General features: G+C 69.2%; 21 protein-coding genes. 16 read left to right on the forward strand and 5 right to left on the reverse strand.

Annotated elements, in window-relative coordinates; all coding sequences use genetic code 11:
* Nucleotides 1-6: 6 nt before the first annotated feature.
* Genes ACH4G3_RS25660 through ACH4G3_RS25680 form a run of 5 tightly spaced genes read right to left on the reverse strand, consistent with a single transcriptional unit; the run spans nucleotide 7 to nucleotide 4,683 of the window.
* Nucleotides 7-1,695 (reverse strand): chitinase, encoded by a 1,689-nt coding sequence (locus ACH4G3_RS25660; protein ID WP_397626690.1) that lies wholly within the window; start codon nucleotides 1,693-1,695, stop codon nucleotides 7-9.
* A gap of 31 nt (nucleotides 1,696-1,726) precedes the next feature.
* Entirely contained in the window at nucleotides 1,727-2,116 is a 390-nt protein-coding gene (locus tag ACH4G3_RS25665; RefSeq protein WP_397626691.1) for a hypothetical protein, read from the reverse strand.
* Nucleotides 2,116-2,547 carry a DUF3592 domain-containing protein gene (locus ACH4G3_RS25670; protein WP_397626692.1) on the reverse strand — a complete coding sequence of 144 codons (432 nt, stop codon included), beginning with the start codon at nucleotides 2,545-2,547 and terminating at the stop codon, nucleotides 2,116-2,118. Before ACH4G3_RS25670 ends, ACH4G3_RS25665 begins: the two co-directional genes overlap by 1 nt.
* Before the next feature lie 2 nt (nucleotides 2,548-2,549).
* Nucleotides 2,550-3,104: a hypothetical protein gene (locus ACH4G3_RS25675; protein ID WP_397626693.1), complete on the reverse strand. Its 555-nt coding sequence runs from the start codon at nucleotides 3,102-3,104 to the stop codon at nucleotides 2,550-2,552.
* Nucleotides 3,105-3,123: 19 nt separating this feature from the next.
* Nucleotides 3,124-4,683 (reverse strand): hypothetical protein, encoded by a 1,560-nt coding sequence (locus tag ACH4G3_RS25680; protein WP_397626694.1) that lies wholly within the window; start codon nucleotides 4,681-4,683, stop codon nucleotides 3,124-3,126.
* A gap of 383 nt (nucleotides 4,684-5,066) precedes the next feature.
* Here ACH4G3_RS25680 and ACH4G3_RS25685 point away from each other — a divergent pair, with 383 nt between their 5' ends.
* The 16 genes from ACH4G3_RS25685 to ACH4G3_RS25760 all read left to right on the forward strand — a co-directional run bounded on the left by ACH4G3_RS25685 (nucleotide 5,067) and on the right by ACH4G3_RS25760 (nucleotide 21,215).
* Entirely contained in the window at nucleotides 5,067-5,900 is an 834-nt protein-coding gene (locus ACH4G3_RS25685; protein WP_397626733.1) for a hypothetical protein, read from the forward strand.
* A 124-nt stretch (nucleotides 5,901-6,024) separates the two neighbouring features.
* The gene (cpaB, locus tag ACH4G3_RS25690; RefSeq protein ID WP_397626695.1) at nucleotides 6,025-6,732 is read left to right on the forward strand and encodes a Flp pilus assembly protein CpaB; all 708 of its coding nucleotides are present in this window, start codon (nucleotides 6,025-6,027) and stop codon (nucleotides 6,730-6,732) included.
* Between the two features lie 9 nt (nucleotides 6,733-6,741).
* A complete protein-coding gene (locus ACH4G3_RS25695) occupies nucleotides 6,742-7,995 on the forward strand; it encodes a CpaE/TadZ family protein (RefSeq protein ID WP_397626696.1) in 1,254 nt (417 codons plus the stop codon).
* A complete protein-coding gene (locus ACH4G3_RS25700; RefSeq protein WP_397626697.1) occupies nucleotides 7,992-8,378 on the forward strand; it encodes a TadE/TadG family type IV pilus assembly protein in 387 nt (128 codons plus the stop codon). Before ACH4G3_RS25695 ends, ACH4G3_RS25700 begins: the two co-directional genes overlap by 4 nt.
* A 1-nt stretch (nucleotide 8,379) precedes the next feature.
* Nucleotides 8,380-8,739, forward strand: coding sequence for a TadE/TadG family type IV pilus assembly protein (locus tag ACH4G3_RS25705; RefSeq protein ID WP_397626698.1), 360 nt, complete (start codon nucleotides 8,380-8,382; stop codon nucleotides 8,737-8,739).
* Nucleotides 8,740-8,764: 25 nt separating this feature from the next.
* Nucleotides 8,765-10,102, forward strand: a complete 1,338-nt coding sequence (locus ACH4G3_RS25710; RefSeq protein WP_397617305.1) for a TadA family conjugal transfer-associated ATPase — start codon at nucleotides 8,765-8,767, stop codon at nucleotides 10,100-10,102.
* A gap of 11 nt (nucleotides 10,103-10,113) precedes the next feature.
* Complete coding sequence (locus ACH4G3_RS25715) at nucleotides 10,114-11,058, forward strand: type II secretion system F family protein (protein ID WP_397626699.1); 945 nt, start codon at nucleotides 10,114-10,116, stop codon at nucleotides 11,056-11,058.
* A gap of 18 nt (nucleotides 11,059-11,076) precedes the next feature.
* On the forward strand, nucleotides 11,077-11,964 hold the full coding sequence (locus ACH4G3_RS25720) for a DUF5936 domain-containing protein (protein WP_397617307.1): 888 nt from the start codon (nucleotides 11,077-11,079) through the stop codon (nucleotides 11,962-11,964).
* 11 nt (nucleotides 11,965-11,975) lie between these two features.
* A complete protein-coding gene (locus tag ACH4G3_RS25725; protein ID WP_397626700.1) occupies nucleotides 11,976-13,583 on the forward strand; it encodes a sensor histidine kinase in 1,608 nt (535 codons plus the stop codon).
* Nucleotides 13,584-13,636: 53 nt separating this feature from the next.
* Nucleotides 13,637-14,602: a response regulator transcription factor gene (locus ACH4G3_RS25730; RefSeq protein WP_397626701.1), complete on the forward strand. Its 966-nt coding sequence runs from the start codon at nucleotides 13,637-13,639 to the stop codon at nucleotides 14,600-14,602.
* Nucleotides 14,603-14,816: 214 nt separating this feature from the next.
* The gene (locus ACH4G3_RS25735; protein ID WP_397626702.1) at nucleotides 14,817-15,014 is read left to right on the forward strand and encodes a Flp family type IVb pilin; all 198 of its coding nucleotides are present in this window, start codon (nucleotides 14,817-14,819) and stop codon (nucleotides 15,012-15,014) included.
* Complete coding sequence (locus tag ACH4G3_RS25740) at nucleotides 15,014-15,628, forward strand: pilus assembly protein TadG-related protein (protein WP_397626703.1); 615 nt, start codon at nucleotides 15,014-15,016, stop codon at nucleotides 15,626-15,628. The genes ACH4G3_RS25735 and ACH4G3_RS25740 overlap by 1 nt, the downstream gene beginning before the upstream one ends.
* A 31-nt stretch (nucleotides 15,629-15,659) precedes the next feature.
* Entirely contained in the window at nucleotides 15,660-16,235 is a 576-nt protein-coding gene (locus ACH4G3_RS25745; protein WP_397626704.1) for a hypothetical protein, read from the forward strand.
* 11 nt (nucleotides 16,236-16,246) lie between these two features.
* On the forward strand, nucleotides 16,247-16,891 hold the full coding sequence (locus ACH4G3_RS25750; RefSeq protein ID WP_397626705.1) for an OmpA family protein: 645 nt from the start codon (nucleotides 16,247-16,249) through the stop codon (nucleotides 16,889-16,891).
* A gap of 330 nt (nucleotides 16,892-17,221) precedes the next feature.
* Nucleotides 17,222-19,789 (forward strand): hypothetical protein, encoded by a 2,568-nt coding sequence (locus ACH4G3_RS25755; protein ID WP_397626706.1) that lies wholly within the window; start codon nucleotides 17,222-17,224, stop codon nucleotides 19,787-19,789.
* Between the two features lie 46 nt (nucleotides 19,790-19,835).
* On the forward strand, nucleotides 19,836-21,215 hold the full coding sequence (locus ACH4G3_RS25760; protein WP_397626707.1) for a hypothetical protein: 1,380 nt from the start codon (nucleotides 19,836-19,838) through the stop codon (nucleotides 21,213-21,215).
* Nucleotides 21,216-21,582 lie beyond the last annotated feature (367 nt).

Genomic DNA, 21,582 nt, shown 5'->3' on the forward strand with positions numbered 1-21,582 from the left:
GGGTGGCTACGGCAGCCCGTGCACATGTGGGCCCACCGCGTTGGACCACGCGTTGCCGGCCGTGGCGTCCCAGTTGGTCGACCAGGTCATCGCGCCCCGGAGGTCCGGATACGTCCGGGGCGGCTTGAAGGAGCCGCAGCCCGAGCCCCTGGTCAGGCAGTCCAGGGCGCTGTTCACCACGGACGGTGACACGTACCCGCTGCCCGCCGCCCGGGTGGAGGCCGGCAGGCCCAGGCCGACCTGGGAGGGGGCGAGGCCGTTCTCCAGCTGGATGCAGGCCAGGGCGGTCAGGAAGTCCACCGAGCCCTGGCTGTAGACCTTGCCGTCGCAGCCGAGCATGGAACCGCTGTTGTAGTACTGCATGTTGACGATCGTGAGGATGTCCTTGATGTTCAGGGCGGTCTGGAAGTAGGAGTTCGACGTCGACTGCATGTCGATGGTCTGCGGGGCCATCGTGATGATCAGCGACGAGCCCGACTTCGCCGAGAGCGACCGCAGGGCCTGCGTCATGTATGTCGCGTTCAGGCCGTTCTCCAGGTCGATGTCGACGCCGTCGAAGCCGTACGTCTGCATCAGGGAGTACACGGAGTTCGCGAAGTTCGCCGCCGACGCCGCGTCGTTGACGGTGACCGTGCCGCGTTCACCGCCGACCGAGATGACGACCTTCTTTCCGGCCGCCTGCTTGGCCCTGATGTCCGCCTTGAACTGGTCGACCGTGTAGCCGTTCAGTCCGGCCGAGTCCAGGGTGAAGGTCACCGCACCCGGCGTGGAGGTCGCGTCCGCGAACGAGACGGCGATGATGTCGTAGTGGGAGGGCACGTCGGACAGCTTCTGGACTGCCGCCCCGTTGTTGAAGTTCTGCCAGTAGCCCGTCACCGCGTGCTTCGGAAGCGAGGGGCCCGGGCCGTTCGGCTTGTTCGTGGTCCCGGTCACCGCCGCCGACTTCGGCGACTCACCCGCCGCGTTCGTCGCCGTGACCTGGAAGGAGTACGACGTCGAGGCCGCGAGGCCGGTCACCGTCGCCGAGGTGCCGGAGACCGCCGTGACCTTCGTGCCGTCGCGGTAGACGGTGTAACCCGTCGCTCCCGAGACCGCGTTCCAGGCGAGGGAGACCGAGGAGGACGTCGTGCCGGAGACGCTCAGGCCGCCCGGCGCGGCCGGAACCGTCGGGCCCGGGCCCGTGCCGCCGCCCCCGTCGGGGCCGAACACCGACACGTCGTCCGCGTAGTACGCCGCCTGCCCGTACCAGCCGTGCGTGTACACCGTCACCGACGTCGTCGACGACCCCGTGGTGAAGGTCGTCGACAGCTGCTTCCAGGAGGGGGAGTCAGGGGTCCAGGTGGACACGTCGGTCGTGCCCGTGCCCGAAGCGCCGAGGTACGCGTATCCGCCCCGGACCCAGGCGGACAGGGTGTACGTCGATCCGGGCTTGACCCTGACCGTCTGAGCGCACCGGGCGTTGTCCTGCCCCGCCGGGGTCGCCTTCAGCGCTGCCGTCCCGGCGTGCACCGGGGAGGAGACGGTCGTTCCGCTGCCCGCCGAGCAGGTCCAGTCGCTCAGGCCCGACTCGAAGCCGGCGTTCCTGGCGTTGTTGACGTCGGCGGCGGACGCCTGGCCGACGGTCGTGACAGTGAGGGCCAGGGCTGCCGTGAGGGCGCCCGACCACAGCCGCAGGGATCGTCTGTGTCTGAACATGACAAGAAAATGGTCCAGACCAACAACACTGTCAAGAGGTCCAGACCAACCTGTCCAGCAGCAGCCCGACCGCACATCCCGCCAGCAGCACGCCGGTCGACATCCACAGCGCCGGCCCCGCCGGGTCCAGCACCCCGGGCCGCAGTGCCAGCAGCAGCACCTGCGCCGCCGCCGGAACCGCGCACGCCGCCGCCAGGTGCCGCCCCGGCAGCTCCCGCCACGGCTCCGGATGCATCCGCGCGGCCGCCCAGGTGGCGAGCACGACACACACCAGGTTCGGCAGGTGCACCAGGGCCAGCGCGGCCCCGAACGAGCCGACACCCCGAGGGCCGACGAACGGGCCGTACACCAGCGTCATCTGGACGTACTCGCTGACGACCAGGACGACGATGCCGACGGCCCAGCAGCGGACGAGCGCCATCAACCGCTCCCGAAGATCTCGAAGTAGAGGAGGACCGCGAAGCCCAGCGCGGCCATACCGCAGCCCGCGACCAGGGCGAGCGACTGGAGCACCGGGGACCAGCTGCCCCGGCCCGCCACCGTCGCCGTGCCCTGCGGATCGCGCGGGTCGTAGGTGACGGTGACCCGGGTTCCCCGCGTCGTCGACCAGCCCGCCAGGTCCTCGAACTCGACCGGCGTGCCGTCGGCCGTACGGAAGGCGAAGAAGTGCCGCCGGGCGTCCGAGCGGTGGTACGGCTCCGTCTCCACCCGGACGCACTCGCCCTCCGCCCGGACACCGCGCCGCAGCACCCGCGCCACCGTCACCAGCCGCCGCGCGTACTTCCACGACAGCGCGCCGAACAGCGCCACGAGCAGCGCGAGTACGACGTAACCGGCGCCCGGCACCTCCATGGCTAGTGCACCTCGACCGAGTCGATGATCCGGTCCAGGTCACCGTCCGGCAGGGACCCCTCCTGCGCGTCGATACGGATCGCGAAGGTGGAGTCGGTCGAGTCGAGACCGGCCAGGATCACGCCCTCGACCGGGGTGCCCTTCGGCGGGCCGCCGTCCTCGCCGGTCGCCTTGAAGGTGAAATCGATCCGCTTCGCCTCGTCCGCACCGGCCAGCTCCACGTCCTTCTGGCCCTTGACGTCCGCGCCCATCTGGATGCCCGCCTCGGCGGCGATCGCGGCCTGCTCGGCGGAGTTCGCCTCGGTGAAGCCGAGCTGCACGGTGATGACCGATGCCTTCCTGCCGCCCTCCGTGCGCACCGCCGCTGCCGCGTTGTGCTTGCCGCGCTCGCCGGCGCTCTGCTCCTCGTACCCCTTCGGGTACGAGACGTCGACGCCCTTGGTCTTCAGGGTGCCCCAGCCGTCGGGCACCGAGCCGGCGTCGGAGCTCCCGCAGCCGGTCAGGGCCACGGAGGCCGTCAGCAGGGCGGCGGCCAGGAGGGCACGGCGGGTCTTCATCGGCTTGGACTCCGTCTCGTCAGTTCGCACAGTAGCTGTAGGGAAGATAGGAGCGACCGTCCCCGCGGGGCGCCCCGAGGAACCGGGCATCGGTCAGCGTCTCCGACTTCTTCTCCGTGCTGATCGTCATGCCCAGACTGAGCCCGAGATTCAACTCGAAGCCGTACTCGGCCGCGTTCACCTCACCCGTGTACGTCATCTTGCTCGACCTGCCCTTGTCGAACATCAGCCGCCCGAAGGGGTCGTCGGCGCCCGGGCGGGACGTCGGCGCGTGGTCGTCGAACATGTACTGGAAGGGCGTGGCGACCTGCTCGTTGTTGCTGTCCAGCCAGCGCTCGGCCACCGCCCGGTCCTGGTCGCCGGCCGGGCCGGGGTCGAAGGTGAGGGTGTTGGTGACGATCTCGATGCCGGTCTGCGAGTCCGTGCCCTTCACGCCGGCGTTCCCGCCCCGCTTGTCGCCGTCCTCCTTGCCGTTGTCGCCGCCCACCTTGGCGCCGTCCTTCTGGCCGCCCTCCTCGACGGTGCGGGTCATGTCGACGCGGACCAGCTTGCCGGTCTTCTTGTCGTAGGTGACCGTGATGGTGCCGGTCTGTGTCGTGTTCGCCGCGTACTCGCCGCTGAGCGGGCCCGCCTCGTAGCCCACCTTGGAGCCGTACTCGATGGACGAGGAGTACGTGTACGACTTGGTGTTCTTGTAGGCGTTGTCCGTCCAGGTGACGTCGGGGGAGTACTTGAACGTGCCGCCGAGCGCCGCGCTCAGTTTCTTCTCGTCGCCCGCCGAGATCTTCAGGCCCGCCGACGCCGAGGCCTCCAGGCCCACCTTGCCGTAGGTGATCTGCCGGTTGCCGCCGAGGTGCTCCTCGATCCGGTTCCGGGTGTCCTCCTCGTCCTTGAGGGGGCCCGTGCCGAAGAGGTAGGCGATGCTGTCGCCGAGGCTCGCCTCCGCGCCGCCCGGCATGGTCCGCCGCATCTCGTACATCTGGAGCTTCTCCACGTCGTCCCGGAACCGCTGGGCCTCCTCGGGGCTCTCGAAGACCCAGGTGTCGCCGTTGGTGACCTTGATGCCGAGCCCGAGCTCCACCTTGTCGGTGCCGAACCGGCCCACTTTCATACCCGGTTTGAAGTCCTTCTTCGCCGCAACGGACGCGGCGTCCGTGAAGGTCAGATAGACCAGCTGGTCCTTGTCGTCGACCGTGCCGTCGCCGTTGACGTCCGTGTTCGCCTTGATGTGCTGCTCCTGGAAGCCGTACTCCTTGCCGATCTCCCAGAAGAGGATCTTCGCCTTGGAGCCGGCCTTGTCCGTGACCGAGGAGACCTGGCACAGCGCCGGCTCGAAGTCGGCGTCGGTGAGGGGCTTGCCCGGCCCGGGCCCGCCCGAGGCGCAGTCGCCGCCACCGGCCACCTTGCAGATCTGCGCGGCGATCTTGTCGTAGACGAGCTGCCCGACGCCGGTGGCCGAGACGGCGAGAACGATCGCCGCGCTCACGACGACCATGCCGAGGTACTCGGTGCCGGTCGCGCCGCGATCGTCGAAGACCGGTCTGCGCCCGTACGTCCGTATGCCACCCCCGCCAGCCATACGGCACCCCTCCTTGCCCGAACCACGTGCCTGTGGACGGTGAGAGTAGGTACGCACCCCGGCGGGAGGCGTGGGTCTCAGGGCCCAAACGGAGACCCACCGTCAACACTGGGCCCTCCGGGACCACCGGCCGGGACCCCCCGAGCCCCCGCCCGCGACCGGCAAGATGCTCAACCTGCCCCGTTTTGACGCATCTTGTGCAACGACAGTTGCTCCTCAGCTACACAAACGCTGTTCTCCGGTCACAGAGCCGTGGATACAGTGCTGAGGTAGTCACGCAGTGAAGTCACCACGGTGTGCCGCGGTAGCAAGGCGGCGCGCCGAGGGCATGGGGAAACGGGGAGCTGCGCGTGCCAACTGCCATTGCCGTGACCAGTGCCGACATGGCGCTGCCGCCACAGGACGAACGCACCCTGCCCGCCGTGGTGCTCCGGGACGTCGACCGGCGCCCGCTGGAGCAGGCGCTGGCCGACATGCAGACCCTGGTCGAGCACCACGGGCATGTGATCGTGGTCTGCTCGCAGGCCGCGCCCATCGCCGTGCAGCGACGGCTGTACACCCTGCGCTCCCTCATGGAGAGCGACCGGATCGCCCTCTTCCAGCCCGAGCTGCCCCCGCTCGGACTCGCCGTCCTGGCCCGTCAGTTACGACAGCTCGCGTCCTGCGACATCAGCCCCGGCGTGCTCGCCTCGGCGGGGCGCCTGCTCGTCCACTACATCCATGCCGGCGCGCTGCTCAACTCCGTCGCCCGGCTCGACCGGGTCCCCGTCGGCCTGAAGTCGCACGCCAAGTCCTGGGTGCCCGGCAGCCAGTTCGGCGTCCTCGCCCATCCCGAGCCGCAGCTCGTCAGGATCACCCCCGAAGCCGCCCTGCCCGGCCCCGAGTTCGGCACCTGGATGCTGGTCGCCAAGGGGCAGCTCCAGTCCGACTGGGTCACCGGCACCCTCGCCCCGTCCTGGAAGGTGCAGGGCCTGCGCGAGACCCCGCTCCCGGCCGAGTCACCCGGCTGGTGGGGCACCGGCAAGCTGATCGAGTTCTGCAGTTACCTGCCCGACCTGTCGGTCCTCTACCAACTGGTCACCTCCGTACGGCGGACCCGCTGCCACTGGTGCGGCATCGACGTCATCGGCGACCGCTGCGTGTTCTGCTCGGCCACGCCGCCCGTCCACGACCAACCCCGCCAGAACCCGCACGAGAACCAAACGCCCGTCGGGTGAGTCCTGAACCACAGGGCGCGCCACGGGACTCGCGTCACACGGCCCTGGCCCCGGCCCGCACGGACTACCGCTCACACCCGTTCGTTTCCGCTCGACCGATATCCCCAATGAGGTTGTACGGTTCATGAATTCCCGTCAGCGCCGCGGCGTGATTCTCCTGCTCCTGTCGGTCGTCTGCGCCCTCGGCGCCTTCGCCGGCGTGCTGTCCGTCATCAGCGACGTGAAGTCCAAGGTCGGCCCCGAGGTCACCGCCTACCGGCTCAAGTCCGACGTACCGCCCTACACCACCCTCAGCACGGGCCAGTTCGAGAAGATCAAGATGCCCGAACGGTGGCTGTCGGGCAACGCGGTCACCGACCTGCGCGAGATCCAGGGCAAGATCGCCGTGACCACGCTGCGCGCGGGCTCCCTGCTCCAGTCCGACATGATCGTCCGCCAGCCGGCCCTCCAGCCCGGCCAGCAGGAGGTCGCCATCATGATCGACGCGGCGACCGGCGTGGCCGGCAAGATCACGCCCGGCTCCTCGGTCAACGTCTACGCCACCTTCGAGGGCAAGCGCGAGGGCGACCCCGACCAGTCGAAGATCATCGTGACCAATGCCAAGGTCCTCGACGTCGGCGAACTCACCGCGCTGAAACCGGACGAGAACAACCGCACCCAGCAGCCCACCGACGCCGTCCCCATCACCTTCGCGCTGTCCGCCCTCGACGCCCAGCGCCTCACCTACGCCGAGTCGTTCGCCCAGCGCGTCCGGCTCGCCCTGGTCGCGCCCGGCAGCGACACCACCGTCCCCGAGCAGGACCGGACGTACGAACTCGCGAAGGACAAGTGAGAGGCCCGCATGCCCACGAGGATCCTCCCGGCAGTCGGTGACGCGGACGCGGTCCGGTCGATCACGACGCTCCTCAGCCAGCTCCCGGACGCCGAGCCGGTGGCCCCGGTGGTCGACTCCACCCAGCTCATCGACACCCTCGCACGGCTGGCCGCCGAGTCCGTCGACGAACTGCCCGAGGTCGTGGTCGTGCACGAGCGGATCGGCCCGGTCCCCGCGCTGGAACTGATCCGCGAAGTCGCCCTGCGCTTCCCGGCCGTCGGCGTCATCCTCGTCACCTCGGACGCGAGCCCCGGCCTCATGCAGGCCGCCATGGACTACGGCGCCCGGGGCATGGTCGCCCTGCCCCTGAGCTACGAGGAACTCGCCAGCCGCGTCCAGGCGGTCGCCCAGTGGTCCGTCGGCGTACGTCGGCACCTGGGCGCCGGCGCCGACGTGTTCACCGGTGTCGGAGGCACGGTGGTCACGGTGAGCGGAGCCAAGGGCGGCGTGGGCACGACCCTGACGGCGATCCAACTGGCCCTCGCCGCCCAGGCCTCCGGCCGCAGCACGGCGCTGGTCGACATGGACCTGCAGACCGGTGACGTGGCCTCGTACCTGGACGTCCAGTTCCGCCGGTCCGTGGTCGACCTGGCCGCCATCACGGACATCTCCCCGCGTGTCCTGGCCGACGCGGTCTTCCGCCACGACACCGGACTCGCCCTGCTCCTCGCCCCGGCCGAGGGGGAACGCGGCGAGGACGTCACCGACCGCGCCGCCCGGCAGATCGTCAGCGCCCTGCGCTCCCGCTACGAGATCGTCGTCATCGACTGCGGCGCCCAGCTGAACGGCGCGGGAGCGGCCGCCGTGGAGATGGCCGACCGGGCCCTGCTGATCACCACGCCGGACGTGGTCGCGGTACGGGGCGCCAAGCGGGCGGTGCGGATGTGGGACCGGCTCCAGATCCGCAAGGCCGAGGAGACGACCGTCGTCGTCAACCGGCATTCGCGCGCTACGGAGATCCAGCCGCCGCTGATCCAGAAGATCACCGGCACGGCCGTCGCGGCCACCGCGGTCCCCGCCAACTTCAAGGAGCTCCAGAGCGTCGTGGACGCGGGCCGCATCCACGAACTGGAGAGCAAGAGCTCGGTGAAGCAGGCCCTGTGGGGCCTGGCCGGCGAACTGGGGCTGGTCAAGGTCCCCGAGGGCGCCCAGAAGGCGGGCCGGTTGCGCGGGGACCGGGGGTCGGTGAACTTCCGGCGGCGGAAGGAGGGAGGGGGATGAGCATGCCCAGGTCCGCGAGACGGCGGGACGACGGCCAGGTCACCATCGAGTTCCTCGGCATGATGCCGACGATCATCGTGACGCTGGTGGTGCTGTGGCAGCTCGTGCTGGTGGGCTACACCTACACGCTCGCGGGGAATGCCGCGGATGAGGCGGTGCGGGCGGGGACGGCGGCGGAGTACGACCGTCCCGGCAAGTGCGAGCAGGCGGGACTGGACAAGCTGTCGGACGCGTGGAGGTCCGGCGCCGAGGTGGGCTGCACCACCGGTGGCGGCTATGTCACCTCCGACGTCGAGCTCAAGGTCCCCGTCCTCTTCCCGGGCACGATCGCGTTCCCGTTCACGGTCGAGGGCCACGCGGGTGCGGTCGAGGAGGCGAAGTGAGATGGCGTACGTCCGTAGAGAGCGCGACCGCGGTCAGGTCGCCATCGAATACCTCGGGTTCCTCCCGATCCTGCTGCTCGTCGCCATGGCGGCCGTCCAGCTCGGGCTGATCGCCTACACGGCGCAGCAGGCGGGGACCGCGGCCCGGGCGGGGGCGCGCAGCGCGTCTCTCCAGCCGGGCAGCGCCCAACAGGCCTGCACGATCGCGGTCAGCAACTGGCTGGCCGACGAAACCGACTGTCCCGAGGCGCCGGGAGGCGATGAGGTCACGGTCACCGCCACCGTCGACATCCCGTCCATCGTGCCCGGCTGGGACTTCGACCCGGCACGGAAGACCGCCACCATGCCGCTCGACCACTGAACGACGAGCAAGGAGCACCGGACGTATGAGCCTGCGAGCACGCATCAACTCCCCGGAGGAGAACGGCAACCGGGGAGAGGACGGCCACATGGTCGCCTCCTACCGGGCCAAGCTCCTGGAGGAGATCGACCTCGCGGAGATGAGTTCGCTGGCCGCCGCCGAGCGCCGGGCGCGGCTGGAGCGGGTGCTCGGGCACATCATCAGCCGTGAGGGCCCGGTCCTGTCGACGGTGGAACGCTCGCAGCTGATCCGCAGGGTGGTCGACGAGGCGCTCGGCCTCGGCATCCTGGAGCCGCTGCTGGAGGACGCGTCCATCACCGAGATCATGGTGAACGGGCCGGACGCGATCTTCGTGGAGCGCGGCGGCCGCGTGGAGCAGCTGCCGATGCGCTTCGCCTCGAACGACCAGCTGATGCAGACCATCGAGCGGATCGTCTCGACGGTCAACCGCCGCGTGGACGAGTCGAACCCGATGGTCGACGCCCGCCTCCCCTCCGGCGAGCGCGTCAACGTCATCATCCCGCCCCTGTCCCTGACGGGCGCCACCCTCACGATCCGCCGCTTCCCGCGCTCCTTCACCCTCCAGGAGCTGATCGGCCTGGGCTCGCTCGACGAGCACATGCTGTACCTGCTGGCAGGCCTGGTGCAGGCGAAGTTCAACGTCATCGTCTCGGGCGCGACGGGCACGGGAAAGACGACCCTGCTGAACGCGCTCTCCGGGCTCATCCCCGAGGGCGAGCGCATCATCACCATCGAGGACTCGGCCGAACTCCAGCTCCAGCAGGCGCACGTGATCCGCCTGGAGTCCCGCCCGGCGAACGTGGAGGGCAAGGGCCAGATCACGATCCGCGACCTGGTCCGCAACTCCCTCCGGATGCGCCCCGACCGCATCGTCGTCGGTGAGGTCCGCGGCGGCGAGTCGCTGGACATGCTCCAGGCGATGTCGACGGGCCACGACGGTTCACTGGCCACCGTCCACGCCAACAGCGCGGAGGACGCGCTGATGCGCCTGCAGACCCTGGCCTCCATGTCGGAGGTGGAGATCCCGTTCGTGGCGCTGCACGACCAGATCAACAGCGCGGTCGACGTCATCGTCCAGCTCACCCGCTTCGCGGACGGCGCCCGCCGTATCACCGAGATCGCGCTGCTGGAGAGCCACGGCAGCGAGCCGTACCGACTGGTCACGGTCGCCCGCTTCAACGCCCGGCCCATGGCGGCGGACGGCCGTATCCACGGCGCCTTCGAGTACCACCCCCTCCCGCGCCGCACCGCCGACCGCCTCTACATGGCGAGCCAGCCCATCCCCCAGGCCTTCGGCATCGCCCAGTCCGCGGACCAGCTAGCCACCCGAGAAGCCAGGTAGGAACCGTCCCCATGGAACTGCAAACGCTCATCACGCTCACGACCGGCATCACCTTGCTGACCTGCGTCCTGACGGTCATGGGCCTGCACTCCTACGCCATGGGCAAGGCGCAGCGGCAGGTGCTCGTCGACCGCCTGTCGGCCACCGGCCAGATACCGGTCGGCGGTCGGCGCCGGAACTTCCGCGGGATCGACCGCCGCCTGCGGCGCACCAAGCTCGGCAAGAAACTGGAGCTCCGCCTGGCGGCCACCGGCCTGGACATCACCCCGGGCGAGTTCTTCGTCTACATGCTCGCCACCGTCGCCGGCCTGTGGCTGATCGGCCAGGCGGCCCTGGCCCCGTTCTTCGGCCCGCTGGCCGGTCTGCTGGGCATCTGGGCGGCCCTGCAGTTCCTCAACTGGCAGCGGCAGAAACGGATCGAGAAGTTCATCAACCAGCTCCCGGAACTGGCCCGCATCCTCGCCAACGCGACCCAGGCCGGACTCGCGCTGCGCACGGCGATCGGCATGGCCGCGGAGGAACTGGAGGCCCCGGCGGGCGAGGAACTCGGCAAGGTGGCAGACCAACTGGCGATCGGCGCGTCGATGGACGACGCCCTGGGCGAACTGGCGGACCGCCTCCCCTCCCGTGAACTGGTCGTCCTGGTCACCACGCTCGTCCTGTCGAACCGGGCGGGCGGCCAGGTGGTCAGCGCGCTGCGGAACCTGACGGAGACGCTGGAGGAACGCAAGGAGACGCGACGGGAGGTCCGCACCCAGCTGTCGCAGGTGAACATGACGTCGTACGCGGTGCCGGTGCTGGGCGTGGGCTCCCTGTTCCTGATGAACGGCGTGAAGGACGGGGCACTGGAGCGCATGACGGGCTCACCGCTCGGCCAGGGTGCGGTCATCATCGCCTTCTCCCTCTACGCCGTCGGCTTCATCCTCATCCGCCGCCTGTCCCGCATCGACGTCTGAGAAGGCCGGAGCAGAATCATGGGACTTCTTCTCGCACTGGTCATGGGCCTCAGCGTCTGGGGCGTCTTCGCCGGCATCCGCATGTACCGGGCCGAGGCCAAACTCCCCGGCGACCTCGCGCTCGCCCTGGAGGTCGGCTCCACCCGTACCGGCGCGGTGGACTCGCTCATCGACCGCCTGGGCATGCGCTACGCCCCCGCGGTCCTGCGCCTGATGGGCCCCAAGCAGGTCGCCAAGTACCGCCGCAAGATCGACCTTGCGGGCAACCCCGGCGGCCTGACCATCGACCGCTACGCGGCCCGGCGGGCGGTGTACGGGGCTCTCGGCGGGGTCGGCTTCCTGGTCTTCCTGATGCGCGGCCAGCTCGTCGTGGCGCTGCTCCTGCTCGCCTTCGGGGCGTTCTGGACGGAGGTCGGCATCTGGGCGGCGATCCGCATCCGCAAGGACGTGATCGAGCGGACCCTGCCGGACTTCCTGGACGTGCTGGCGGTCGTGGTGAGCGCGGGCCTTGGCTTCCGCCAGGCTCTGGACCGTGTCGCCTCGAAGTACGAGGGCCCCTGGGCCGACGAACTGCGCATCACCCTGCGCCAGATGGACCTGGGCATGAGCCGCCGCCAGGCCTTCGCGGAACTGCGCCGCCGCAACGACTCCGAGCAGGTCGCCATGTTCGTCACGGCGTTGCAGCAGGGCGAGGAACTGGGCGCACCGATCGTCGACACGCTGGTAGCCCTCGCCAAGGACATGCGGCGTACGGATGCGCAGAACGCCCGCCGCAAGGCAGCGCGTGCCGTTCCCAAGGCCACGATGATGATCACGACCTTCATGGTCCCGGCCACGATGCTCCTCCTCGGCGCCGGACTGATCCTGGGGTCGGGCACCGACTTCGGCGTCGTCACGGGCGAGTAGGGGGCGACACCATGTCGATGACAGGAGAACGCACCGGGCGGCTGCGCCGCCGCCCGAGAACACCGGAGATCACCACCCCACCGGCAGGCACGGTTCTCCCGGCCCACGTCCGCACGGGCGCCCCCGACATCCCGGTGACGTCGGTGACACCGGCGCTGCCGCCGGGGTGGGAGCGGGCGGACGCGCGGGCGGCAGCGCCGGTGGGCGGGGCGGTGGGTGGGGCGCACACGGCCGTGCCGGTCCCCGCGAACGGCGGTCCGGCCGCCGACGGTGCTCAGCCCCCACCAGGTCCACCCGCACCCGGCGACGAAAGCCGCACGGGTTCCGCGGATGGTACGGCCGGGAAGTCGATCCCGGCCGAAGGCCGGGCCAAGCCCGCCCCCGAACACCCGGCGATGCCCATCCAGATCAACGCCCTGCAGGCCATGTGCCGGCAGGTCTTCGGCTTCCGCCTGGCCATGATCGCCCTGGCCACCCCCACCGCCCTCATCAACGCCAACGAGGGCCTCCCCACCCGCCTGGTGGGCGCGGCCGTGGTCGTCACCTTCATGACCTCCTACGTCCTGTTCAGGGACTGGGAACGCTTCGGCCCCCTGCTGCTGCGCCATCCCACTCTCCTGGCCGCGGACACCCTCTTCGGTGCCCTCCTGCTCATCTCGGCGGGCCCGGGCAGCACACTCGCCTACGTCAGTGTCTGCACCCCCCTCCTCGCCGGCCTGGTCTACGGCTGGCGCGGAGCAGCCGTGTTCGCCTCCCTGCAGGCCCTGCTGCTCCTCCTGATCCAGGCGGCGATGGAGGACCCCCAGCCCGGCATCGCCGAGTCGTCCCTCCTGCCCGGCCTCTGTGTCATCGCCGGAGCCGTCGGCTCCAGCCTCCGCAACCTCATGCTCCGCTTCGGCGCGGCCACCCAGGCCCTGACGACGGTCCAGGCCCGCCTGGCCGTCACCGAGGCGGTCGGCGCGGAACGGGCGCGACTGGCCCGCGAGATGCACGACTCGGTCGCCAAGACCCTGCACGGCGTGGCCCTGGCCGCGGACGGTCTGGCGGGCTCGGCGGGCGCCGCCCACATGGATGTGGCCCTGGTGAAGCAGCAGGCCGACCTGGTCGCCCGGTCAGCCCGCCGAGCCGCCGCCGAATCCCGCGAACTCCTGGCGGACCTGCGCCGCGAATCGGACCCCGGCCAGGGCACGGACGTACTGGTCGAACTGGCCGCGCGCACCCGGGACTTCAGCGCCCGCACGGGCCTCCCGGCGGTCTACCGCCCCACCGGTGACCACTCCGTGCCGCCCGTGCCGCCCGCCGTGGCCCGCCAGCTCCTCACCATCGCCTCGGAGGCCATGGAGAACGCCCACCGCCACGCGGGCCCGACCCGGGTCGACGTCAGCGCGGGCGTCCACGGCGACCTGCTCCGCATCAGCGTCTACGACGACGGCCGCGGCCTCCCGCCCGGAACCACCCTCGAACAACTACGCCGAGCGGGCCACTTCGGCCTGGTCGGCATGGTCGAGCGGGCCGCCTCTGTGGGCGCCCGCATCCGCATCGGCCGGGGCGGCCACCCCAAGGGAACGGAAGTCCGCCTGGAGCTACCGCTGGCGGCCCTGACCGCACCCCACGGCTGACCAACCGTGACCACGCCGCACACGTCCCCCACGACACGAGAGGAGGCAGCCCGATGCCGGACCAGACGAATCCCCACCCCGGCGCCTCACAGCCGCCACCGCCACACAACCCGTTCGACTTCGCGCAGCCCGCACAGCCGAGCCGCCTCAGGGTCGTCGTGGCCGATGACAACCCGGTGGTCCGCGCCGGCCTCACCGCCCTGCTCTCCGGCCGCGAGGACATCACGGTCGTGGCGGAGGCGGCCGACGGCCGCGAGGCCTACGAGGCCGCCCAGCAGCACCACCCCGACGTCGTCCTCCTCGACGTCCGCATGCCCGGCGTGGACGGCATCTCGGCGCTCCCGTACCTGGTGCGGATCGCCCCGGTCGTCATGCTGACGTACAGCAGGGAGTCGGAGATCGTCCAGGAGGCCCTCCGCCGAGGAGCGGGCGGCTACCTGGTCCACGGCGAGTTCACGGCCGGCCAGCTGGTCGACGCGGTCAGGGACATCAAGCAGGGCCGTGCCCACTTCACGCCCACGGCGGCGGGAGCGTTGCTGGCCCAGCTCCGGCAGGGCCAGGGACCGGGCCCGGGGGGATCGGCCCTACCGGACGGGCTGGGGCAGGCGGATGCGAATGCATACGGAAATTCCGCTTCCGGATGGCCGCATAATCAAACCCAACTAGCCGCTCAACCAGCGGGCATGACCCTCCCACACGTCCCGACCCCACCCACTTCCCCAGAAAACCTTTCGCAAGTGCAACCAGATGTGGGACAGTCTTCGTCTGGGTGGACGAGTGGCCGTCCGGCCGCTCCCGACAGGTCGCGGTTCCAACTGAGCACGAGGGAGGCGGAGATCATGGACCTCATCGCGTCCGGCATGAACAACCAGCAGATCGCCGCCACCTGCTTCATCAGCGAGAAGACGGTCAAGAACCACATCAACCGCATCTTCGCCAAGCTCCACAGCACCAGCCGTTCCGAGGCCGCGGCGAAGTGGCTCGGCACGGCACCGGGCTCACACCGAGGACTGGGGTGACCTTCGGTGACGGTATGGGGGGAGAGTTCGTTGGGCCCGAGCGATTGGGCCCTGGATTGGGCCCTGGGACCCTCTGGCGGGACCGGGGAAGCGGCGTACGTTTCCGGTGTCGAAAGCGGGACCGGCAAGGAGGAAGCCGGTAACGCCGGGAGCACCCAAGAGACTTGTACGTCGGTCGGCAGGCGACCGGCCGGTACCGGAGGGGAACACCACCATGAGCAACTGGATCAACACCACCGTCGCGTACCTGCAGACCCGCGCCGCCCGCAACGACAAGGGGCAGACCGCGGTCGAGTACCTGGGCATCATCGCGGTGGTCGTGGCGATTGTTCTGGCGATCACGGGAACGGACATCGGAAAGTCGATCTTCGACGCGATCACCACCAAGATCGGCGAGGTCACCGGCGGCTGATGAGGCCCCGTAAGTACGGCGACGCAGGGCAGGCCTTCCCCATCTACATCACGGTGGTGGCGGGCCTGCTCTTCCTTGCGTTCGCGTACCTTGCGGTCGGCCAGGCCGCGGCGACACGGAACGGCGCGCAGACGGCGGCGGACGCCGCCGCCCTCGCGGCTGCGCAGGACAAGCGGGAGCAACTTACGGGCAGGTGGCTGGACAACCTCCTCAACCCGGACCTCTGGGAGGACATCCTCGACGGCCAGGTGGACGGGCTGGAACCCTCGTGTTGGCGGGCGCAGCAACTCGCCGAGGAGAACGACGCGCATGTCGTGGGGGGCGGCTGCGAGCCCGAGTGGGACCCGCTGGGCTACACGGTCGAGGTCAAGACCAACGAACCCGTCGGCGACAGCATCGTCCCCGGTACGGAAGAGACGTACGCGACGGCGAAGGCCAAAGCCGTGATCAAGCCGCGCTGTTCGATCCAGCCGCTGCCCGATGAGGACAACGGCAACAACAAGGACCTGCCGCAGCTCAAGTGCAAGGACAACAAGAACTGGGACCTCGACCCGGACGATTTCTCGGATCTCCCCGGGCCCGAGGACCTCTTCGACGTCCATCTGGCCGACTGACGAAGTACGACGAACAAAGGAAGCGGAACTCATGAGCATTCGGTTCACCACGACGGCCCGCAGGGGGATGATCGCAGCGGCTGTTGCGGTCAGCCTGGCCCTCGGTGTGGCCGGCTGCAGCAGCGGGGACGACAAGAGCGGAGACGCGCCGGCGTCCGCTTCGAAGGACAGCGGATCGAAGCCGAGTGCTCAGGAAGGCCAGTCGGAGGAGCCGCTCGCCGAGCTGAAGGGGCCGGACGGTCTGCTCCTCAAGATCACCTCGGCCGAACGGGACTCGGGAGGATTCCTTACCGTAAACGCGGAACTGAAGAACGACGGGAGTAAGTCGACCGTTGTATCGTCCCGGCTCACTGGCAATGAGACCGAGGTCATGAGGAACGGTCAGTCCTTCGGCGGCGCCACGCTCGTGGACTCGAAGGAGAAGAAGCGCTACTACGTGTTGCGCGACACGGAGGGTCGTCCGCTCACTACGTCCGGCCTCACGACGATCAAGGCTGGCGACACGATCTCCGTGTTCATGCAGTTCCCGGCGCCGCCGGAGAGCACGACGGAAGTGAGTTTCCAGCTCCCGACGTTCGCCTCCGGCACCATCAAGATCTCCGGGTGAGGTAGGCCACCATGACCCACACCCGAACCCGGACCCAAACCCCACGGCTGGCGGTCGTCATCGCCGCGGCCTCCGTCATGGTCGCCACAAACGTCTTCGGCGGCACCCCCGCCCACGCCGACGGCCCCAGCTACCCGCCGGGCACCCAACCGAGCGCCAGCGCACCGGTAGAGGTCGACGGCAACGACCCCGACCTGAAGCTGGTCGACGGCGCGACCCTCGCCGAGGCCAAGGTCCTCGACATCAAGACCGTCATCGAGGACGAGGCGGGCGAGGAGCGTCGCGAGGACACGAACACGGACGTGAAGTTCGCGCTGCAAGCCGAGGTGCTGTTCGGCAAGGACAGCGCCAAGCTCAGCTCCCAGGCGAAGGCCCGCATCGCAGCGATCGCCGAGGAGATCAAGGCGCAGAACGCGACGAAGGTCCGCGTCTTCGGCTTCACGGACAACCTGGGCTCCTCGGCCCACGGAGACGTCCTGTCTCGCCAGCGAGCCTCGGCCGTACACGGTGTCCTGGACGACGAGCTCGGGGACTCGAACATCACGTACGAGGTACGCGGCTACGGCGAGCAGTACCCGATCGCCGACAACTCCACGGAGGCGGGCCGCAAGAAGAACCGCCGTGTCGAGGTCTCCTTCCCGCGCATGGCCAACTGACCCCGCCACGGCCGTGGGGAAGGCGTCGTAACGGCTTGGCCTCCTCCCTGGGAGAAGGCCAAGCCTGTGAGCGGATGACGGCTCACTGTCCTGCGGCGACCGAGGCCTCGTCGTAGACCTGTAGCAAGAGGCTCGTCTCCAACTGATGCCCGTGGGCCCTGGGTTGGGCCCGTGGGCCCATGTCGCAGTGATCGGTCCTCATTAACCTCGGCCGGGTGTCTGCCCTAATCTCCCGCTCACGCATCGAGGTCACGTATGTCCGGAGCCGGTAACTCGATACCCCCGGCAGGGATTTGGGGGGAGCGGAACATTCCGTCCTGGGACCGGCGTGTGCCACTGCCACGGGAACTGGGCTGGGCGCAGGTACTGCTGTGGGTGCAGTTCGCGCTGACGGTGCTGTACGTGGTCACCGTGCTGTCGGTGGTGTCGTACTACTCCGGGGAGATCTTCGGGATCCTGGTGTACGACTCACTGCCCAGCGTGGCGGGCATCTACCTGGCCCGGCGCCTGTGGCGGGGCGGGGTGTGGACGAGCCGCGCACTGATCGCCGTACAGGCGTGGATCGTGTGGCTGTCGCTCGGCACGCTGTTGCACGGTGATCTGCGGGGCTTCACGCAGGCGGCGATGCCGGTCGCGGTCATCGTGCTGTTGCGCCGGGCCCGGTCGCGAGAGTGGTTCGAGATCCCTCCCCAGGACAGGGAGGAGCGCCGGGCGTTCAGCCTGGGGAGGATGATCCGCTGGCGGCGGGACGAGGGCCAGACCGCGGTGGAGTACGCGGGGCTCATCGCGGTGGTCGCGGCGATCATCGTCGCGCTGTCGGTGGGCGGCCTCGGCGGGCGTATCGCCGACGGCATCCAGTCGGCGGTCTGCTCGGTGACGGGCACGGCCTGCCCCGCTCCGCGGGGCGATGGCACGGAGACGGGTGCGGCCGGGGACAACGACGGTGCGCAGCAAGACGGTTCGGACACCGGCGCCGGCACCGCAGGCGGCAACGGCGCGAACCCGGACGGCGGCCAGAACGCGGACGGGGGCGCGGGGGCAGGTGACGCTGGTGACGCTGGTGGCGCGAACGGCGAGACAGGCACGGAAGGCGATGCGGGCACCCAGGCCGGTTCCGGCGGCCAGGAAGGCACGGGCGCCGACGCTGCTACGGGCGGCACCAACAGCGACGGCGGTCCGGCGTGGTCGACTCGAATCATCACCTATGAGGGCGCGGGTCCGGGCGACACGGTCCCACTCGCTCCGGGGCCGTTCGAGGAGAGGTCGCTCTGGGACGACGTACACGACCAGGAACGCCACGACAGGACGTTCATGGACCACGTCCGTGGCTTCTTCGTGGCCCCGACCAAGAGCTTCCTGGCCAGCACCATGGACGTCGTCAGCGACCCGGTCGGCTCGATCAAGGACAGCTGGAACGGTCTGAAGGGCTACACCACGAACTGGTGGGGCGACAAGTCCGACGAGCTGGGCAAGGAGTGGGACAAGGGGAACTACGTCTCCTCCGTATGGGGCTGGGTCAACTCGCCCGAGGACTTCGTGTCCGACCTTGCGACCGACACGTTGATCGACAAGGAGAACTGGGAGAAGGGCAACTACGGCGCCTCCATCGGCAACACCGTCGTCGGCGTCGTCGGCATCTTCAGCCCGAAGACCATCACGAAGTTCACCAAGTTCAAGAAGCTGGCCGAGGTCGGTGAATCCCTCGACAAGGCGGCCGACGCGGCCGAGAAGGCGCGCAAGGCTGCCGAGGCGGGCGATGCCGAGGGCGCTCGGAAGGCGGCGAAGGACGCCGACGAGGCGGCGGACGCGGCAGAGAAGCAGGCCCGCGAGTCGGGCTGCACCATCGCGGCGCCAGCCCGCCGGATCCCGTACGGCGGCAACCCACCCGGAACCACCACCGGCCTCCTCACCGGCTCCTCCGGCACAGGCACCACGACCCTCGCCGCCGGCCCGTCCGACACCCCGTACGTCATCCTCGCCGAGGATGGCTGCGACGAGGAGGCCAAGCAGCAGGCCCAGGACGCCCGGGAGAAGGCGGACGAGGCGGACAGGGTCGCGGACGGGGCCGAGTTGGCGGATCGCCATGAGGCTGCCAGGAAGGCACTCGAGGACGAGGGCGTCCAACACGCACCGCGGAAAATCGACGAGTTCGTTCAGCGGGCAAAGGACAACCCGGACCCGGACAAGAAGGAGATAGGCAAGGAGGATGCGGCTCGGGCGTTGGATGAGATCTCCAAACTGGCCGGGACGAAGAACATCTCCAAAGAGGCGCGTTCGTCGCTGACCAGCAAGGTCACGAACGCCAAGAACACCGACGAACTCAGCCAGGCACGTGCTGAGCTGAACGCCGTCCAGCGGGCTGCCGACGGCGAGGCAGCATTTGACACGACCGTGCACACCGCTGTCGGCAAGGACTTCGGCAAGGAGAACGTCGATCTCGGCAACGGCGAAACGGTGAACATCTCCGAGATCAATGACGCCGACGTGCTCTATCGGGGCAAGGACGGCAAGGTCCACGCCGTGGAGGTCAAGAACACGGGCAATGCCACCATCAAGGCCGACTTCGAACGGCAGGTCGAGGATCTGGCCAATTGGGAGGGGAAGGGCAGCCCAGGCAGGGCTACTCGAGTCGAGATCGAGACCACTGATAAATGGACCAATATCTTCAGCGGCTACAAGAGCGGAAAGCGGGACGGCGTCAAGTACAAGCCTGAAGGGACACCGGCCGGAACAATGGCGAAAAACGGGGTGCCCGTACGGATCGCGGGTACGGACATCTCCCCGAGTCAGCTCAAGCGTATGGAGGCAGAGATCCAGGCCCGGAAGCGGGCTGGGACGATGGACTGGTCCAGGATGAAGGATCCGAAGGAAGCGATGGATTACCTGGGCGTCTCATGACGCCAGCGTCCCGGGAAGCTGCCGGGGCACGGACGGAGAGCGACTTGTGGACACCTACCTGCTGCCCGCTGCCATGCGCGAGCTGCCGCCGCCTTGGCACGATCTGACATACCGCAGGTCTCAAGCTCTGGAGGCACTCGCCCCCACAGAGGAGAGACGTGAGCAGGCTCGGCACGTGCTGCGCGCCTGCCTGCCCGACCGACGGCAGAGCGTGCACGACTGGGACGAGGAACTACGGGACTTCTACGACGACCGCGATGACCACACCTTGGACGAGGCAGACGCCTGGTTGACCCGGATCATGCCGACCACGTCCCAGGTCACTCGGGAGCGGGTGGTGCAGGTGGTCGGAGCCTGGGCTGACTTGGGCATTCCCACGGTGCCTGAGCCTCCGACTGAACAGTGGGTCGACAGGGTGGCGGCGGAATGGGCCGCCTCGGTACGGCAGGCGCTGGCGTACGACGCCTTCGCTTTCATCGAGCGTGCAACCACCGCCGGATCGCTGAAAGAGGGGGAGGCTGAAGACGTTGCGCTGCTTGCAGCCGCGTTCGTGCGGGTCGGCGTGGCGGTCGAGGCGGCGGTGCGCGTGCTTGTCTCGCTCGGTCGTCCGCGCGGCGAACAGGTCCTGAGGGAGCTCGTGAACGACGACGAGGTCCGGGACTTCCGCCCGTACGTGCGTTCCCGGCTTCTCGGGCTGCGCCGTTCGGTGTACGACGTTCGTGCTCGGGAAGCCACCCGCGACGAGGAGCCGCTGCTGCCCGAAGGACTGCAGGGCCTTCCGTATTCCTGGCAGAACGACTTCGGCTGGGGTGCGACCGCGCCGGATTCCCACAGCCTCGCCCAGGCGCGTTCAGCACTGGAGGCGTGTCTGACTGTCGAGCGAGTGCCGGATGACGCGCAGATGTGCAGTGACGCTCCGGCGGACTGCAGTGCCATTGCTGAGGTGGTGCGCGCCCTGATGCCGTACCCACAGCTGGTCACTCGCGAGCGAATGAACGAGGCGTGGCGCGAGTGCCAGTCGTTGGGGTTCGAATTTCAAGGCATCGACGCCGCATGCTTCGCCAAGGTCTGGTGCAAGAGGATCGCTGACCGGGTCACCGCAGCCGTCTTCCGCTGGCTCGCCGACCTCCCGCAAGGCGGAGGAGCGGCAGGCGACAAAGAACCGGCTGTTCTGTCGGCAACGGCCCTCTGGGCTGCGGAACTCGCCGAGCGGTGCGCCCGGCACGGCAGCGCGGTACACGAGGCCATCTGGTTCCTCCACCGCACGGATGACGTGCCGGGCAGCCGTGAAGCCCTGGCGCGACTGGCCTTCGACCCGAGCCTGCCGGTCACGACGAGGAATACAGCGCAGGAGTGGGCGCGACGGCGTCTTCAGCCCGACCAATATCCCGAAGGCCACCAAGATGAGGGTGACCGAGGCCGGTGAGCGATGGAGGACCCGAGGAGCGCGATGGAGTACCTGGGGGGCTCATGACGCACGACGAGCAGAACGCGGACACTCAGGACGACCGGACCGCCTCTCTGCTCGAAGAACTGGAGGCAGCGATCGCCGCTGCTCCGTCGGCCAGGTACGACTGGACGGACGAGCTGTTGGATATCCGGACAAGGTCGCGAAGGCCAAGCAGGTATATGACGCGACGTACAAGTGATCGCGAATCTTTTCACCGTCGCGGAAACAGAGTCGTCGCGGCTCCGCGGGGCGCTGGCTCAGTTGCTGGCCGTGACGCCCGAAGCGGTCGACGTCGCCGACACGGACGGGGACCAGGAAGCGCGTCGCTGGGACTCACCTGTTC

This window comes from Streptomyces afghaniensis (genome assembly GCF_044327915.1).
GTDB classification, from domain to species: domain Bacteria; phylum Actinomycetota; class Actinomycetes; order Streptomycetales; family Streptomycetaceae; genus Streptomyces; species Streptomyces afghaniensis.

Excerpts from the sequence above, each read along its gene's own strand:
- ACH4G3_RS25660 (WP_397626690.1), bottom strand. The coding sequence starts at position 1,695 with ATGTTCAGACACAGACGATCCCTGCGGCTGTGGTCGGGCGCCCTCACG.
- ACH4G3_RS25665 (WP_397626691.1), bottom strand. The coding sequence starts at position 2,116 with ATGGCGCTCGTCCGCTGCTGGGCCGTCGGCATCGTCGTCCTGGTCGTC.
- ACH4G3_RS25670 (WP_397626692.1), bottom strand. The coding sequence starts at position 2,547 with ATGGAGGTGCCGGGCGCCGGTTACGTCGTACTCGCGCTGCTCGTGGCG.
- ACH4G3_RS25675 (WP_397626693.1), bottom strand. The coding sequence starts at position 3,104 with ATGAAGACCCGCCGTGCCCTCCTGGCCGCCGCCCTGCTGACGGCCTCC.
- ACH4G3_RS25680 (WP_397626694.1), bottom strand. The coding sequence starts at position 4,683 with ATGGCTGGCGGGGGTGGCATACGGACGTACGGGCGCAGACCGGTCTTC.
- ACH4G3_RS25685 (WP_397626733.1), top strand. The coding sequence starts at position 5,067 with ATGGCGCTGCCGCCACAGGACGAACGCACCCTGCCCGCCGTGGTGCTC.
- cpaB (WP_397626695.1), top strand. The coding sequence starts at position 6,025 with ATGAATTCCCGTCAGCGCCGCGGCGTGATTCTCCTGCTCCTGTCGGTC.
- ACH4G3_RS25695 (WP_397626696.1), top strand. The coding sequence starts at position 6,742 with ATGCCCACGAGGATCCTCCCGGCAGTCGGTGACGCGGACGCGGTCCGG.
- ACH4G3_RS25700 (WP_397626697.1), top strand. The coding sequence starts at position 7,992 with ATGAGCATGCCCAGGTCCGCGAGACGGCGGGACGACGGCCAGGTCACC.
- ACH4G3_RS25705 (WP_397626698.1), top strand. The coding sequence starts at position 8,380 with ATGGCGTACGTCCGTAGAGAGCGCGACCGCGGTCAGGTCGCCATCGAA.
- ACH4G3_RS25710 (WP_397617305.1), top strand. The coding sequence starts at position 8,765 with ATGAGCCTGCGAGCACGCATCAACTCCCCGGAGGAGAACGGCAACCGG.
- ACH4G3_RS25715 (WP_397626699.1), top strand. The coding sequence starts at position 10,114 with ATGGAACTGCAAACGCTCATCACGCTCACGACCGGCATCACCTTGCTG.
- ACH4G3_RS25720 (WP_397617307.1), top strand. The coding sequence starts at position 11,077 with ATGGGACTTCTTCTCGCACTGGTCATGGGCCTCAGCGTCTGGGGCGTC.
- ACH4G3_RS25725 (WP_397626700.1), top strand. The coding sequence starts at position 11,976 with ATGTCGATGACAGGAGAACGCACCGGGCGGCTGCGCCGCCGCCCGAGA.
- ACH4G3_RS25730 (WP_397626701.1), top strand. The coding sequence starts at position 13,637 with ATGCCGGACCAGACGAATCCCCACCCCGGCGCCTCACAGCCGCCACCG.
- ACH4G3_RS25735 (WP_397626702.1), top strand. The coding sequence starts at position 14,817 with ATGAGCAACTGGATCAACACCACCGTCGCGTACCTGCAGACCCGCGCC.
- ACH4G3_RS25740 (WP_397626703.1), top strand. The coding sequence starts at position 15,014 with ATGAGGCCCCGTAAGTACGGCGACGCAGGGCAGGCCTTCCCCATCTAC.
- ACH4G3_RS25745 (WP_397626704.1), top strand. The coding sequence starts at position 15,660 with ATGAGCATTCGGTTCACCACGACGGCCCGCAGGGGGATGATCGCAGCG.
- ACH4G3_RS25750 (WP_397626705.1), top strand. The coding sequence starts at position 16,247 with ATGACCCACACCCGAACCCGGACCCAAACCCCACGGCTGGCGGTCGTC.